The sequence below is a fragment of the Paractinoplanes ovalisporus genome (assembly GCF_016834655.1).
Classification (GTDB): Bacteria; Actinomycetota; Actinomycetes; order Mycobacteriales; family Micromonosporaceae; genus Actinoplanes; species Actinoplanes ovalisporus.
The window spans coordinates 1-14,776 of record NZ_JAENHP010000041.1; the positions used below are offsets into that span (position 1 = coordinate 1).

Consider the following 14,776-nt stretch of genomic DNA (forward strand, 5'->3'; position numbering starts at 1 on the left):
CCTACCCGTCGCTCGGGGCGGGTCCGCAGCCGACCCGGACCAGCTGGGGGATCTCGTCGCACGTGCTCAACCTGGGCGAGGAGTCGATGAACTTCTGCCGGGCCGTGCTCGACCACCTCTGCGACGTCTTCCCGTCCGAGCTGATCGGGATCGGCGGCGACGAGTGCCCGACCGACGAGTGGGACGGCGCGGACCGGCAGCCGTGGTTCACCGCGCGGATGGCCGACCATCTCGCCGCCCGGGGCCGGCGCATCTACGGGTGGGACGAGATCCTCGAAGGCGGCGCTCCGGCCGGGGCGGTGGTGGCCGCCTGGCGCGGGCCCGAGCCGACGACCGTCGCCGCCCGGCTCGGGCATCCGGTGGTGTCGTGCCCCGACATCGGGGCCTACCTCGACTACCGCCAGTCGGACGACCCGGGCGAGCCGACCCCGGTCGGGACCCGGCTCACGCTGGCCGACGTGTACGACTTCGACCCCGTACCGGAGGGGCTGTCCGACGCCGAACGGGAACTGGTGCTCGGCGGGCAGGTGAACGTGTGGACCGAGCACATGGACTCGGCCCGGGCCGTCGACTACATGACCTACCCGCGGATCAGCGCGTTCGCCGAGGCGGTGTGGGGCCCACGGTCGTACGGGGAATTCGAACGCCGCCTGCCGGATCACCTGGCCCGGCTGGATGCGCTCGGCGTCAACTACCGGCCGATGAGCGGGCCGCGGCCCTGGGACGCCCGGCCCGACGCGCCCGGCAACCCGCGGAGTTTGCCCGACCGGCTCGCCGAGCTGCGTGAGATGACCCGGCGCTTGCCTTCCGGCGGGTGAGTCTGGTGAGCTGCCAGCAGCGTCGCGTGTACCCGGCAAACAGGCCGCCGCGGGCATGGAGGCGTGGAACCATGGGACTTCCGTGGACAACAGCTACACCAATGAGACAGCGCGTTTCCGTGCGTACGGCAGTCAGCTCATCGGCGCCCACATACGCCTGCGCGAGATGATCGACGATCTCTACGACGCCTTGGACGAGGGCCGCGACCTCCACGTCTACTGCATGACGTTGTGCGAGGCGGTGACCAGCCATCACACGGCCGAAGATGTGAACGTCTTCCCGCTGCTGGCCGAGCGGCACCCCGAGCTGGAGGATTTTCTGCGCGGGCTCAGGAGCGACCACAACATGCTGGCGCACATGCTGGGCCGCCTGGAACGGTCGACCACGCACGAGGAGCTGAACGCCGTCGCCGCCGTGCTGGAGACCCACTTCATCGGCGAGGAGAAACGCCTCGTGTCGGTGCTCAACGCTTTGGAGCCGATGGGTGATCTAGGGATCGAGGTGGCGGATGAACGTGCCTGAGGTGGTCGTCGACTGGCGCAGCAAGGGTTTCTGGCTCCCCGAGGGGAAACTCGACCTCCCGGCCGACCTGTTCGGCGGGCAGTTCACCTGGCCGCTGCTGGTGCTGCGCCGGGACGCGGCCGAGGCCAACATCGCGACCATGGCCGAATACTGCCGCCGCCACGGCTGGGAGTTCGCCCCGCACGCCAAGACGACCATGGCGCCCGGGCTGCTGGCGCGGCAGATGGCGGCCGGGGCCTGGGGGCTCACCGTCGCCACCGCCAACCAGGCCCTCGTCCTGCGCCGCCTCGGCGTGCCACGGGTGCTGATCGCCAACGAGGTGCTCGACCCGACCACCCTGCGCTGGCTCGCGCAGGAGAACGCGGCCGGCTGGGAGGTCTACTTCCAGGTCGATTCGGTGGCCGGGGCCAGAATCGCGGCTTCGGCGGGCCCTTTGCGGGTCCTCATCGAGTTGGGACATGACCACGGCCGTACGGGAGTCCGCACGCTCGACGAGCTGGAGGAGGTCGCCCGGGTCGTCGCCGAAGCTCCCGGCCTGGAACTGGCGGGCCTCACCGCGTACGAAGGGCAGCTCCAATACGAGCCGGCCGTCGACGATTTCCTCGACCGGGTGGTGGCCGGATTCCAGCGGCTGAAGGGCGCGGGGCTGCTTCCCGACCGGCCCCTTCTGTCCGCGGGCGGCAGCGCGTGGTTCGACCGCGTCGTCGAACGGATCGCGCCCGTCGCCGCCGACGCCACGCTCGTAATGCGCAGCGGCGCCTCGGTCACCCACGACGACGGCTTCTACCGCGAACGTACGCCGTTCCTGCGCGTGCCTCAGGAGGGCCCGCTCGCGGCCGCGCTCGACATCTGGGCCCAGGTGATCTCGACCCCCGAGCCGGGGCTGGTGCTGGCCGGGATGGGCAAGCGGGACGCGCCGTTCGACGAGGGGCTGCCGGTGCCGATGGAGATCCGGCGGACCGACGGCACGTACGCGGCCACCACCGGCCTCGAGGTGACCAAACTCAACGACCACCACACGTATCTGTCCTCAGGGGATCTTTTGTTGTCGCCGGGCGACCTGATCCGGTTCGGGATCTCCCATCCCTGCACGGCTTTCGACAAATGGCGGCACATTCCGGTGGTTGACGACGACCGACGCGTGGTCGAGGTGCTCGCCACCTACTTCTGATCCGCCCGCCGCTGGCAGACTGCGGCCATGGGCATCTTCCGGGTTCGATTCGACTGGGGGCCGGTGGGTGCGGACGCGATAGCGCCCGGCGCGGCGTACGTCGCGGTGGTCGACGTGCTGTCCTTCACCACCACCCTGACCGTGGCCGTCGAACAGGGGATCAGCGTGCTGCCGTACCGGTGGCGCGACGAATCGGCGGTGGCGGTGGCCCGGTTGCACGGCGCGGCGCTGGCGGTGCTGCGCTCGCAGGCCGGCCCGGGCCAGGTCACGCTCTCGCCCGAGAGCATCCTGCGCACCGACCTGGAAGCGGCCAAGATCGACCGCCTGGTGCTGCCGTCGCCGAACGGGTCGGCGATCTCGGTGCGGCTCGCCGACGCCGGGTCGACCGTGGTCGGGGTGTGTCTGCGCAACGCGGCGGCCGCCGCGGCCTGGGTGTGGGAGCGGGCCGGGGACAAACCGGTGGCCGTGGTGGCGGCGGGGGAGCGCTGGCCGGACGGGTCGCTGCGACCGGCGGTCGAGGACCTGTGGGGCGCGGGCGCGTTCCTGGCCCGGCTGGCCGACCTCGACGGGACGAGCGGGTGGTCGCCCGAGGCGCTCACGGCCCTGGCGGCGTACCAGGGCGTGGCCGGGTCGATCGGGGTGGCCCTGCCGGAGTCGGAGAGCGGGCGTGAGCTGCGGGCCAACGGCTTCGAGGGGGACGTGACCGTGGCCGCCGACGTCGGGGCGAGCCCGGTCGTGCCGGTTCTGCACGACGGCTGGTTTATTCCTGGCGGATCCTGTTAGGTGTTCGCCCTTCGGGTGGCGGAATCCGACGCCTTCCCGGTTCTGGCTGGGGTGATGCCGGGCCGATGACCGACCGTGGAGCCGTTGGATCAACGGCATCCGGAGGAAATCCCATGCGTAAGTGGTGGCCGCTCGTGACGGTCTGCCTCGGTACTTTCATGCTGCTGGTCGACGTGACCATCGTGAACGTGGCCCTGCCACGGATGGCCGGCGACCTGCACGCCTCGTTCGGCTCGCTGCAGTGGGTCGTGGACGGCTACGCGCTGTCGCTCGGCGTTCTGCTGCTCGGGGCGGGCGCGCTGGCCGACCGGGTCGGGCACCGCCGCCTCTACGCGGCCGGGCTCGTCCTCTTCGCGCTCAGCTCGCTGGCGTGCGGTGTGGCCGGCGACGACGGGTTGCTGATCGCGGCCCGGGTGGTGCAGGGCATCGGCGGGGCCGCCCTCTTCACGACCACGTTCGCGCTGCTCAATTCCTCCTATCAGGGGCGTGAGCGCGGGGTGGCGTACGGGATCTGGGGTGGTGTCTCGGGCGCCGCGGCCGCGATCGGACCCGTGCTGGGCGGCGTGCTCACCGACTCGCTGAGCTGGCGCTGGATCTTCCTGGTCAACCTGCCGATCAGCGTGGCCGCCCTGGTGCTGTGCCTCTCCGCGCTGCCTTCCGACGGCTTGCTTCGACGGGGCCGGTTCGACGTGGCGGGTTTCCTGACCTTCACCGTCGCCGCCACCGCCCTGACGCTCGCGGTGATCCGTTCAGTTCCTTCCCTGTACGTGGTCAGCGCCGTCGCCCTGGCCGCCTTCGTGCTGATCGAGCGCCGGTCGTCCCAACCCATGATCGACCTCTCGCTGCTGCGCAACCCGACGTTCACCGGCGTCCTGGTCGCCGGCCTGCTGGTCAACTTCGCGGCGTTCGCCGTCCTCACCTACACGTCGATCTGGCTGCAGACCCTGATCGGCCTGACCCCGTTGCAGGCCGGCCTGACCGCGTTGCCGATGGGCGTGCTGTCGCTGGTCGTCTCCGGGGTGGCCGGCGCCCGCCTGCACGGCCGCTCCCCACGCGTGCTGATCGGCGTGGGCATGCTGCTGATCGCCGCGGGCGGCTTGCTCTCCGCGTTCCTGATCGACGCCGGTTCGAGCTGGCCTTCGCTGCTGCCCGGCTACGCGGTGATCGGCCTGGGCGTGGGCCTGGTGATGCCGAACCTGGCCGAGTCGGCGATGGCCGCCGTGCCCGCCGACCGGGGCGGGATGGCCGCCGGCACGCTCAACACCGCGCGGCAGCTGGGGTTCGCGATCGGGGTCGCCGTCATCGGGTCGGTGTTCGCCGACCGGACCGCGGACTTTCTGGGCTCGTCCGATGTGGCGCAGGGACTCGCCTCCGGGCAGGTCCCGGCCGGTGCCGCCGCGGCTGGTCTGGACGCCGGCTTCGCCGTGGCCGCCGGGATCGGCCTGGTGGGCGCGCTGGCCGTGTTCCTGCTGGTCAAGCCAGCTTCCAAACCCGTACCGGTGGCCGCTTGATCTTGCTGTTACGGGGTCTCGCCACCGCCACCCCCACCCCCTCCCATCGAGGGTGGGCACACCCTACCGGCCGCCGCCCGAGCCGCCCCTGGTTGTCCACAGGGGCGGCTCGGGCGCTTCTACTCCCGGGCCGGGCTGTGACCGCTGTTCGCCAGCGTGTCGTACGGGAACGGCAGTGGATCGATCACGGTGACATCGTCCAGGCGCTTGACCAGTGCCGCGTCCAGATCCCAGTCGACCGCGCCCAGGTTGGACTCCAGCTGCGCCATGTCGCGCGCCCCGATGATCGGGGCCGTGACCGTCGGTCGCCCGAGCAGCCAGTTCAGAGCCACCTGAGCCTGCTCCCGTCCGGCGTCCCGAGCCACCGCGGCCAGCTCGTCGAGGATCCGCCACGTGCGGTCGTTGTCGTAGACGCCCCACCTCTCGCCCCAGTTCTCGGCCTCGGCCATGCCGACGCGGCTGCCCGCCGGCGCCGAACCACCGCGGACGTACCGCCCGGTGAGCCATCCGCCGCGCAACGGGCTCCACGGCAGCACACCCAGCCCGGCGTCGGCCGCGAGCGGGCCCTGTTCCCATTCGAACTCACGGTCGAGCAGGTTGTACCGCGGCTGGATCGCGGAGAACGGCTCCCAGCCGCGCTTGTCGGCGACGCCAAGGGCCTTCTGGATCTGCCAGGCGGCCCAGTTGCTCACCGCCAGATGACGCACCTTGCCGCTGGTCACCAGCAGGTCGAGTGTGCGCACCACCTCCTCGACGGACACGGCCGGATCCCAGCCGTGCACGTGGTAGAGGTCGATGTGGTCGGTGCCGAGCCGCCGCAGACTGCCCTCGACGGCGGCCATGACGTGTTTGCGGCCCAGGCCCTCCCGGTTGCCGCCGGGACCCCAGCGCACCTTCGTCGAGATCACCCAGTCGGCGCGGTCGTGGCCCTTGAGCCAGCGGCCCACGATCTCTTCGCTCCGACCGCCCCCGTAGGCGTCGGCGGTGTCGAGAAAGGTGCCCCCGGCCTCGGCGAAGCGGTCCATCATGCGGACGCTGACCTGCTCGTCGGCCTCCCGCCCGAAGGTCATCGCCCCGAGGCAGAGCTCGCTGACGGCCAGCGACGTACGGCCCAGAAATCGATAGCGCATGAGCCGACCGTACGTCCGGATCGGTCTGTCTCTACGATCCGATTTCATGCCGGATTCCCATACCAATCTGGCCTGGGAGACGTTGCTCGAACTGCCCTCCCGAGGTCCGCGGCACGCCGCCTTGACGTCCGCACTGCGGTCGGCCATCCGCTCCGGCCGGGTGCCGACAGGCGCGGCGCTGCCGCCGAGCCGAGCGCTGGCCGCGTCCCTCGGCTGTTCGCGGTGGGTGGTCACGCAGGCGTACGCACAGCTGGCGACCGAGGGCTACGTCGAGGGCCGCACCGGCTCGGCGACCCGGGTGCGGTGGTCGCCCGGAACCGCCTCCGGGCCTCCGCACCGACCATCCCGACCATCCCGACCATCCCGACCCTCTCTTGATCTCGCGCCCGGCCTTCCGGATCTGCGTTTCTTCCCGCGCCGCCAGTGGGCCGACGCGCTGGCCCGGGCCGCCGCCACGGCTGACCTCGGCTATCTGCCACCCGGCGGCCACCCCGAGCTCCGGGCCGTCCTGGCCGAGTATCTGACCCGGTCCCGGTCCGCCGTCGCCGATCCGGGCTCGGTGGTGGTGTGCGGGGGCATCCGCGACGCGGTGGGCCGGCTGTGCCGAGGCCTGGCCGCCGCCGGACACACGTCGATCGCCGTCGAGGATCCGGGCTGGGGCACCCTGCGGGACATAACGACGGCCTCGGGCCTGCGGCCCTGGCCGGTTCCGGTCGACGGTGACGGCATGCGGGTGGCCGAGATCCCTTCCCCCGTACGGGCGGTGCTGCTCTCGCCGGCCCACCAGTTCCCGACGGGCGCGGTCCTGTCGCCGTCGCGCCGCGCGGCCCTGATCGACTGGGCGCGGTCGGTGGACGGCGTGGTCGTCGAGGACGAGTACGACAGCGAGTTCCGCTACGACCGCAAGCCCGTCGGCTGTCTGCAGGGCCTCGACCCGTCCCGTGTGGTGCTGGTCGGCTCGGCCCACAAGACCCTGGCGCCGGCGGTCGGTGTCGGCTGGGCGGTCGCGCCGCCCCGATGGCGGCCGGCCCTGGAGGACGGCGTCGGGGCGGCCGCGATCGATCAGGCGGCCTTCGCCGGGTTCGTGGCCGCCGGACGGTACGACCGGCATCTGCACCGGGCCCGTCAGCGGTACCGGACCCGCCGTGACCTGTTGATCGAAGCCCTGGCCGGGCACCTGCCGGACGGTTCGGCGCAGGGCGTCTCGGCGGGCCTGCACGTGGTCTGCTCGTGGCCCGGGCTCGACGAGGGCGCGACGGCCGCCGCCGCCCGCGCCGCCGGGGTCGACGTGATGACGCTGGCCGACTACCGGGTCGCGCCGGGGCCGCCGGGTCTGGTGCTCGGTTACGGCAACATCAGCGACGCCGCGGTTCCGCGGGCGGTCATGGTGCTGGCCGCCGCGGCTCGTGGACGCGGCCGTTCTGGATCAGGAAGTGGGCCTGCTTCACCCGGGTGAGCAGCGGCACCGTCTCGACCGCCTGCACGCCCGGGATGGCCGCCACCTTGGTCGTCAGGTAGTGGTAGAGCGCGGCCGCGTCGCGGCACATCGCCGACGCCATCAGGTTGGTTCGGCCGGTGACCGCCGCCGCGTACGCCAGTTCGGTGTGGTCGGCCAGCTGGGCGCCGACCGCGGCCAGGTCGGCCGGCGCGACCGTGAACCACAGGTTGGCCACCGTGTGGATGCCGACCGCCGAGCTGGCCACGTCGAGGTCGAAGTAGACCGCCCCGGCCGTGGTCAGCGTGGCCACCCGCAGCGCGACCTGGCGCTGGGTCCAGCCGGTGGCCGCGGCCAGGGCCGCCCAGCTGGCCCGGCCGTCGCGGGCCAGGGCGTCCAGCAGCGGGGCGTCGGCCTCCTCGACCTGCACCGACCGGTCGTGCGTGACCGTGGCGACGCCTTCCAGCAGGGCGGCCCGCTGGGCGTCGTCGAGTTCGTGGCCGGGGGCGATCCAGTCGGACTCGCCGCGGCCCACGAACCGGTGCAGCAGCTGGTGGGCGGTGAAGGTGAGCACGTTGGACGCGCGGGGCAGGTGGTGCAGCAGGCCGGCCTGCTGGTCGTCGACCAGCGCCTGGCAGGTGATCTCGGCGCCGCCCGCCCCGATGCTGACCCAGGAGGTGTCGTCGCGGCGGGCCAGCGCGTCGGCCAGCGTCGCCGCCGTGCCGGGGCGGCAGCCGATGCGCAGCGTCCAGTACGACTTGCCGGGCAGCCGGGTCGGGTTGGCCCGGGCCAGCACCCGGACCACGCCGGTGGTGCGCAGGCGCTGATAGCGGCGGGCGACGGTCTGCTCCGAGACGCCGATCACCGAGGCGATGCGGGCGAACGGTGCCCGCGGGGACAACTGCAACGCGTGCAGGATCTGTTGATCGATCCGGTCGGGCGCCACCAGGGAATACTACGACCGGAGGCGCCGATGACCTTGTCCCCTCGCCGGGGGATGGGTCCGCCGCCGGTGGCCGCTTTAGGGTCGTTGCACCCGGTTTGCCGACCCCTCGGAGCCGCCCGATGTCCACGTTCCGCACGGCCAGTGACAGCACCCCGCCCAAGCCCCGCAACCCCTACCCGATGAACCGGACCGCCAAGGAGGCCGAGACACCCATCCCGGACGGCCCGACCGAACCGATCGGGGCCCGCCGTGTCGTCAAGCGCCGCAACTGGGGTGTCTTCCTGGCCACGCTGGTGGCGCTGTTCGCCCTCAACGTCGCCGGCGTCGCCATCTTCGTCGCCTGGCGGGCGTCCTACCTGGCCCGGGCCGCGCTCCAGCCGCCGCCACCGCCCCCGGCCGCCGTCGCGCCTACGGGGGACGGCTTCGACGTCTCGTACGCCCAGGAACCGCTCCGGGTGCAGGTGGGCTGCTCGGCGGTGCTCTTCCTCGACCTCGACGAACCCCGGTCGAACGCCGCCGAGAAGGTCAGCGACCTGCGCTACGACAGCCGCTGCGGTGATCAGCCGCCCAGCCTGACCCTGGGGGCGGGCGCGGCCGCCGGCAGCCAGGTCAAGAGCAACGACACTGACGCCGCCGGGTGCGCCAAGGCGATCCGCACCAGTCCCATCGGGCCGGGGGCGAGCATTCCCGTACGGAAGGGGACCGTGCTCTGCGTGCTCACCGCGGCCGCCCCGGCCCGCATGGCGCTGGTCGAGATCACCGATGTGGGCCGGACCGGGACCGCTGGTATGCGGGCTACGTCCTGGAAAGTGGCGGGCTGACGGCGGTCGCGCCGGGCGTCCCTGACAGAATGTCGGGTGGCCCTGTGACAGCTGTGAGGAGACCTTCCCGTGATCCGTACCCATGAAGCCGGCACCCTTCGCGCGAGCGACGCCGGCACGACGGTGACGCTCGCCGGCTGGGTGGCCCGGCGGCGCGACCACGGCGGGGTCATCTTCGTCGATCTGCGCGACGCCTCGGGCGTGGTCCAGGTGGTCTTCCGCGAGGAAGACGCGCACGCGCTGCGCAACGAGTTCTGCGTGCTGGTCGTCGGCGAGGTCAACGCCCGCCCCGAGGGCAACGCGAACCCCGAGCTGGCCACCGGCGAGATCGAGGTCGTGGCGTCCCAGCTGACCGTGCTCTCCGAGGCCGCGCCGCTGCCCCTGCCGGTCGACGACGCCGTCACCGCCTCCGACGACCTGCGCCTGAAGTACCGCTATCTCGACCTGCGCCGCTCCGGCCCGGCCAAGGCGCTGCGGCTGCGGTCGCGGGCCAACCAGATCGCCCGCGAGGTGCTGCACGCCCGTGACTTCAACGAGATCGAGACGCCGACCCTGACCCGGTCGACTCCCGAGGGTGCGCGTGACTTCCTGGTTCCCGTACGCCTTCAGCCCGGCACCTGGTACGCCCTGCCCCAGTCGCCTCAGCTGTTCAAGCAGCTGCTGATGGTGGCGGGGATGGAGCGCTACTACCAGATCGCCCGGTGCTACCGCGACGAGGACTTCCGCGCCGACCGGCAGCCCGAGTTCACCCAGCTCGACATCGAGATGTCGTTCGTCACGCAGGACGACATCATCGCCCTCGGCGAAGAGATCGTCTCCAAGCTGTGGAGCGAGCTCGCCGACTACCAGGTCCAGCTGCCGATCCCGCGCATCACCTGGACCGACGCGATGAACCGCTACGGTTCCGACAAGCCCGATCTGCGGTACGGCGTCGAGCTGAACGAACTCACCGACTACCTGCGCGGCACGGAGTTCCGCGTGTTCGCCGGCGCCATCGCGGCCGGTGGCTACGTGGGCGCGGTCGTCATGCCCGGTGGCGCCTCGCAGACCCGCAAGGAATTGGACGGCTGGCAGGACTGGGCCAAGGCGCGCGGCGCCCGTGGCCTGGCCTACGTCGTGCTCGACGCCGAAACCGGTGAGGCCCGCGGCCCGGTCGCCAAGAACCTCTCCGCCGAGCACCTGTCCGGCCTGGCCGACGCGGTCGGCGCCAAGCCCGGAGACGCGATCTTCTTCGCCGCCGCCAACGAGCGCCGCGAGGCCCAGGAGCTGCTGGGCGCGGCCCGCATCGAGATCGCCAAGCGGTCCGGCCTGATCGACGAGTCGGCCTGGGCGTTCTGCTGGGTGGTCGACGCGCCCATGTTCGAGAAGACCGACGAGGGCGGCTGGACCGCGGTCCACCACCCGTTCACCTCGCCCAACAACGAGTGGGTGGACCGCTTCGAGGAGGCGCCCGACCAGGCCCTCGCCTACGCGTACGACATCGTCGTCAACGGCAACGAGATCGGCGGCGGCAGCGTCCGTATCCACCGCGGCGACGTGCAGAGCCGGGTCTTCGACCTGCTCGGCATCTCGCCCGAGGAGGCCCAGGACAAGTTCGGCTTCCTGCTCGAGGCGTTCAAGTACGGCCCGCCGCCGCACGCCGGCATCGCCCTGGGCTGGGACCGCACCTGCATGCTGCTGTCCGGCAACGACTCGATCCGCGAGGTCATCGCGTTCCCCAAGACGCGCGGCGGTTACGACCCGCTGACCACGGCGCCCACCCCGATCACCGCGCAGCAGCGGCTCGAGGCCGGCATCGACGCCAAGCCCAAGCCGACGGCCGGCACCCCCGGCACCGACGGCCAGGCTGTTCCCGTGGAGCGCTCGAACTGATCTGATCGGACCATGAGCACTCTCATCTTCGGCGCTTCCGGTTTTCTTGGTTCCGAAGTGGCCCGTCAGGCGACGGCCACCGACCAGGCGGTGGTGGGCACTGCCACCACCGCCGCGGGCGGGTGGGTGCCGGTCGACATCACCGATCGCAAAGCGGTGCGGGCGCTCATTTCCGCCGTACGGCCCAAGCTTGTGATCAACAGCACACGGGGCGGCTGGCGGGTCGAGGCGGACGGGGCGGGCACAGTGGCCGCCGAGTCGGTCGCGGTCGGGGCCCGGCTCGTGCACGTCTCGACCGACGCGCTGCACGCCGGCCGCCCGACGCCGTACACCGAGAGCGACGAGCCCACCCCCGTCTCCCTCTACGGCGCGGCCAAGGCGGCGGCCGAGACGGCGGTGGCCGCGATCGACCCGTCGGCGGTCATCGTGCGTACCTCCCTGATCTGGGGTGGTGACACCAGCGGGCACGAGTCGTTCGTGCTGGGCCTGCTCAACGGTCACCGCGGCATGCTGTTCAGCGACGAGATCCGCTGCCCGATCCACGTCGCCGACCTGGCCGCGGCCCTGCTCGAACTGGCCGACTCGCGCTTCGCCGGCATCATCAACGTGGCCGGCCCCGAGGCGATCAACCGGGCCGAGTTCGGCCGGCTGGTCGCCCGCGCCCGGGGCCTCGACCCCGACGCGCTGCCGGTCGGGCTCAGCGCCGACGGCGGGCTCGGGCCCCGCCCGCTCGACGTGCGGCTCGACACGTCGCTGGCCCGCTCGATCCTGCGCACCCCGTTCCGGCCGGTCTCCTCCATCGTGTGAACCCAGCCCGGTTCCGCCGGCCGTGTGAGACTGGCCGGGTGGAGCCGAAGATTGTCGAGCTGGGCGCCCAGCCGTACGTGGGTCGTCGCGAGAACATCACGATGACCCAGTTCGCGCGGGTCGCCGACCACCTGCCGACGATGTTCGCCCGTCTCGGCGAGCGCGGCGTCCCGGTCGCCGGGGCGCCGTTCTTCCGCTACCGCGTGATCGACATGTCGGCCGACCTGGTCGTCGAGGCCGGCATCCCGATCACCGCGCCGGTCGAGGTGGCGTCCCCGATGTTCGTCGAGATGCTGCCGGCGGGCCGCTACGCCACGGTCACCCACGTCGGCCACCCCGACGAGCTGATGGCGGTCACCGCCCGCCTGCTCGACTGGGCCCGCGACCAGGGCCTGGCGTTCGACATGCAGCCCACCCCGACCGGCGAGGTCTGGGGCTGCCGCCTCGAGGTGCTGATGTCGAACCCGGCCGAGGAGCCCGACATGCACAGGTGGCGCACCGACCTGTTCTTCCGGCTCGCCGACTGACCACGATCAATTTGTTGCCCTGACCGGCGAGTTTGGGCGGAACCGCCTCCTGGGTATCTGACGTGGCAGAGCTCTCACCCCCGGAGGATATAAATGCTTGCCATCGCCGCCGCCGTCGTTTTCGGTATCTGGCTCCTGCTCGACCTGCTCGACACCAACCTCGGCGCCCCCGACCTGTTCAACTTCCCCACCATGGCCTCGATCGGCTTCCTGCTGCTGGCGCTCTACCTGGCCGGCGTGGGCAGCGGCCCGCGTACGGGCACCGGCTCCTCGGGCCGCCGCTTCTACGGCCGTCGCCCCGGCCGCGGCTGAACGCGCTCCCGAGCGTCAGCATCCGAGCCACCGGCCCGCCCTCCACGTGCATTTCCGGCACGTAGAGGCGGGCCGGTACTGTTTCCGCCGATGACTGAACCAGCTGAAGGCCTTTTCTCCGTGGCGCAGCCGGGGGCTTCCTCCGCCCCGGCCCCGGGCCCGGCCGACGGCTTCACCCGGCCCGCCGCCGACTCGCCCCTGCCGGTGCGGATGCGGCCCGCCTCCCTCGACGAGCTGGTCGGCCAGGAACACCTGCTCGCCCCCGGCGCGCCGCTGCGTCAGCTGGTCACCGGGGCCAGCCCGATGTCGGTGATCCTGTGGGGGCCGCCCGGCACCGGCAAGACCACGATCGCCCACCTCGTCGCGGGCGCCACCAACCGCAAGTTCGTCGCCATGTCGGCGCTGTCGGCGGGCGTCAAGGACGTCCGGGCGGTGATCGACACGGCCCGTCGCGAGCGCCGCTACGGCGGAGCGCCCACGGTCCTGTTCATCGACGAGGTCCACCGGTTCAGCAAGACCCAGCAGGACTCGCTGCTCGCCGCCGTCGAGGACAGGACGGTCACCCTGCTCGCGGCGACGACCGAGAACCCGTACTTCTCAGTCATCTCGCCCCTGCTGTCCCGCTGTGTGCTGCTCACCCTGCGCGCGCTCGACGACGACGACGTCCGCGGCCTGCTGCGCCGCGCGGTCGCCGACGAGCGGGGGCTGGGCGGGGCGGTCACCCTCTCCGAAGAGGCCGAAGAGCACCTCGTACGGCTGGCCTCCGGCGATGTCCGCAAGGCGCTCACCGCCCTCGAGGCCGCGGCGGGTTCGGCCGTGGCCCAGGGCGTCAAGGAGATCGACCTCGCCACCGCCGAGAAGGCGGTCGACGTGGCGGCCGTGCGCTACGACCGGGACGGCGACGCGCACTACGACGTGACCAGCGCGTTCATCAAGAGCATGCGCGGCAGCGACCCCGACGCCGCCCTGCACTGGCTGGCCCGCATGCTGGTCGCCGGGGAAGATCCGCGGTTCATCGCCCGGCGCATCGTCATCTTCGCGAGCGAGGACGTCGGCATGGCCGACCCGCAGGCGCTGCTCGTGGCCACCGCGGCCGCTCAGGCCGTCCAGCTGATCGGTCTGCCCGAGGCCGGGCTCAACCTGGCCCAGGCCGTGATCCACATGGCCACCGCCCCCAAGAGCAACAGCGCCACCACCGCGATCGGGGCCGCCATGGCCGACGTGCGGGCGGGCCGCGGGGGATCGGTGCCGCCGGCGCTGCGCGATGCGCACTACCCCGGCGCGCGCGGATTAGGGCACGGCCGAGGTTATCGCTATCCGCACGACGACCCCCGCGGGGTGGTGACGCAGCAGTATCTGCCCGACGATCTGGCGGACGCGGAGTATTACCAGCCGACCGATCACGGCGCGGAACGGGCGATCGGGGAGCGGGTGCCGCGGCTCCGGCGCATCGTCCGTGGTCGCGCGGCTACACCGCGTACGGGGGACGCTCAGGTGATCGCCCAGGACCGCGCGGCGGGTGGTGCGGCGGGCCGCGATGAGGGACGCTTTGCCGCGAGCATCACACCGGAGAAGACCGATCCCCCCGTCGGCGCTGATCCGGAGCCGGACAGGGTGGCATCGACGGACGCCGCTCCCGTGGAGGACGCTTCCGATGGGAGCGCGCCCACAGGCGAGGCTGGTAGTCTCGCCGATCCGAAAGCCCCGGCGGGGAAGCCCCCGCCGGCCGAAGACAGCGGCTCAGCAGCCGGAGAGGAACAGCCGTGACCCCGCGCGGTGCCGAACGGCCCGACGACGACGCTGACCTGCGCAACGAGCAGGGCGGCGGGCGGAAGGGGCGCCGGTTCGGCCGTGGACGGCCCGAGCCGGCCGAGCCCGAGGTCGTCTCCCAGGAGGAGACAGGCTGGCTCGACGACCTGCGCACGGCCAAGGCGCAGCGTTCCGCCATCGGCCCCGGCACCCTCGCGGGCGAGACGCGCTACAGCAAGTCGGGCCGCGTCGCGCCCGGCCCCGACGACGCGCCCGCCGACGACCTTCCCGCGCCCGGCTGGGAGGGTGACAGCGGCGAGTTCCCCGCCGCCGGTCCCGGTCCCGGCCGCCCCGGTCAGCGCTCCGGTGCC

The 14,776-nt window shown here is 72.3% G+C and carries 14 protein-coding genes; 12 read left to right on the forward strand and 2 right to left on the reverse strand.

Features of this window, described 5'->3' with window-relative positions:
• From JIG36_RS50205 to JIG36_RS50225, 5 genes are all read left to right on the forward strand, one after another.
• The coding region (locus JIG36_RS50205) for a family 20 glycosylhydrolase (protein ID WP_203384047.1) at positions 1-818 on the forward strand (818 nt) is incomplete at its 5' end.
• A gap of 82 nt (positions 819-900) precedes the next feature.
• On the forward strand, positions 901-1,341 hold the full coding sequence (locus tag JIG36_RS50210) for a hemerythrin domain-containing protein (protein ID WP_203384048.1): 441 nt from the start codon (positions 901-903) through the stop codon (positions 1,339-1,341).
• Positions 1,328-2,512: an alanine racemase gene (locus JIG36_RS50215; protein ID WP_203384049.1), complete on the forward strand. Its 1,185-nt coding sequence runs from the start codon at positions 1,328-1,330 to the stop codon at positions 2,510-2,512. Before JIG36_RS50210 ends, JIG36_RS50215 begins: the two co-directional genes overlap by 14 nt.
• Positions 2,513-2,539: 27 nt before the next feature.
• Positions 2,540-3,295, forward strand: coding sequence for a 2-phosphosulfolactate phosphatase (locus JIG36_RS50220; RefSeq protein WP_203384050.1), 756 nt, complete (start codon positions 2,540-2,542; stop codon positions 3,293-3,295).
• A gap of 113 nt (positions 3,296-3,408) precedes the next feature.
• Positions 3,409-4,806 (forward strand): MFS transporter, encoded by a 1,398-nt coding sequence (locus tag JIG36_RS50225; protein WP_203384051.1) that lies wholly within the window; start codon positions 3,409-3,411, stop codon positions 4,804-4,806.
• A gap of 119 nt (positions 4,807-4,925) precedes the next feature.
• Here the strand turns inward: JIG36_RS50225 and JIG36_RS50230 are convergent, their stop codons facing one another.
• A complete protein-coding gene (locus JIG36_RS50230; protein ID WP_203384052.1) occupies positions 4,926-5,936 on the reverse strand; it encodes an aldo/keto reductase in 1,011 nt (336 codons plus the stop codon).
• 46 nt (positions 5,937-5,982) lie between these two features.
• On the opposite strand from JIG36_RS50230, the gene pdxR reads away from it, so the two are divergent.
• Positions 5,983-7,392 (forward strand): MocR-like pyridoxine biosynthesis transcription factor PdxR, encoded by a 1,410-nt coding sequence (gene pdxR, locus JIG36_RS50235; protein WP_203384053.1) that lies wholly within the window; start codon positions 5,983-5,985, stop codon positions 7,390-7,392.
• Here the strand turns inward: pdxR and JIG36_RS50240 are convergent.
• Positions 7,319-8,317, reverse strand: coding sequence for an Lrp/AsnC family transcriptional regulator (locus JIG36_RS50240; RefSeq protein ID WP_307873248.1), 999 nt, complete (start codon positions 8,315-8,317; stop codon positions 7,319-7,321). The two genes, pdxR and JIG36_RS50240, sit on opposite strands and share 74 nt — an antisense overlap.
• Positions 8,318-8,436: 119 nt before the next feature.
• Here JIG36_RS50240 and JIG36_RS50245 point away from each other — a divergent pair, with 119 nt between their 5' ends.
• The 6 genes from JIG36_RS50245 (at position 8,437) to JIG36_RS50270 (ending at position 14,423) form a co-directional block, all read left to right on the forward strand.
• Positions 8,437-9,138 (forward strand): hypothetical protein, encoded by a 702-nt coding sequence (locus tag JIG36_RS50245; protein ID WP_203384054.1) that lies wholly within the window; start codon positions 8,437-8,439, stop codon positions 9,136-9,138.
• Between the two features lie 69 nt (positions 9,139-9,207).
• Entirely contained in the window at positions 9,208-11,010 is a 1,803-nt protein-coding gene (aspS, locus tag JIG36_RS50250) for an aspartate--tRNA ligase (protein WP_203384055.1), read from the forward strand.
• 12 nt (positions 11,011-11,022) lie between these two features.
• Positions 11,023-11,817: an SDR family oxidoreductase gene (locus JIG36_RS50255; RefSeq protein ID WP_203384056.1), complete on the forward strand. Its 795-nt coding sequence runs from the start codon at positions 11,023-11,025 to the stop codon at positions 11,815-11,817.
• 38 nt (positions 11,818-11,855) lie between these two features.
• On the forward strand, positions 11,856-12,344 hold the full coding sequence (locus JIG36_RS50260) for a GyrI-like domain-containing protein (RefSeq protein ID WP_203384057.1): 489 nt from the start codon (positions 11,856-11,858) through the stop codon (positions 12,342-12,344).
• A gap of 93 nt (positions 12,345-12,437) precedes the next feature.
• On the forward strand, positions 12,438-12,656 hold the full coding sequence (locus tag JIG36_RS50265; RefSeq protein ID WP_203384058.1) for a hypothetical protein: 219 nt from the start codon (positions 12,438-12,440) through the stop codon (positions 12,654-12,656).
• Positions 12,657-12,746: 90 nt separating this feature from the next.
• Positions 12,747-14,423: a replication-associated recombination protein A gene (locus JIG36_RS50270; protein ID WP_203384059.1), complete on the forward strand. Its 1,677-nt coding sequence runs from the start codon at positions 12,747-12,749 to the stop codon at positions 14,421-14,423.
• Positions 14,424-14,776: the final 353 nt, after the last annotated feature.

Coding starts and splice junctions, on each gene's coding strand:
- JIG36_RS50215 (WP_203384049.1), top strand. CDS start 1,328: ATGAACGTGCCTGAGGTGGTCGTCGACTGGCGCAGCAAGGGTTTCTGG.
- JIG36_RS50220 (WP_203384050.1), top strand. CDS start 2,540: ATGGGCATCTTCCGGGTTCGATTCGACTGGGGGCCGGTGGGTGCGGAC.
- JIG36_RS50225 (WP_203384051.1), top strand. CDS start 3,409: ATGCGTAAGTGGTGGCCGCTCGTGACGGTCTGCCTCGGTACTTTCATG.
- JIG36_RS50230 (WP_203384052.1), bottom strand. CDS start 5,936: ATGCGCTATCGATTTCTGGGCCGTACGTCGCTGGCCGTCAGCGAGCTC.
- pdxR (WP_203384053.1), top strand. CDS start 5,983: ATGCCGGATTCCCATACCAATCTGGCCTGGGAGACGTTGCTCGAACTG.
- JIG36_RS50245 (WP_203384054.1), top strand. CDS start 8,437: ATGTCCACGTTCCGCACGGCCAGTGACAGCACCCCGCCCAAGCCCCGC.
- JIG36_RS50255 (WP_203384056.1), top strand. CDS start 11,023: ATGAGCACTCTCATCTTCGGCGCTTCCGGTTTTCTTGGTTCCGAAGTG.
- JIG36_RS50265 (WP_203384058.1), top strand. CDS start 12,438: ATGCTTGCCATCGCCGCCGCCGTCGTTTTCGGTATCTGGCTCCTGCTC.
- JIG36_RS50270 (WP_203384059.1), top strand. CDS start 12,747: ATGACTGAACCAGCTGAAGGCCTTTTCTCCGTGGCGCAGCCGGGGGCT.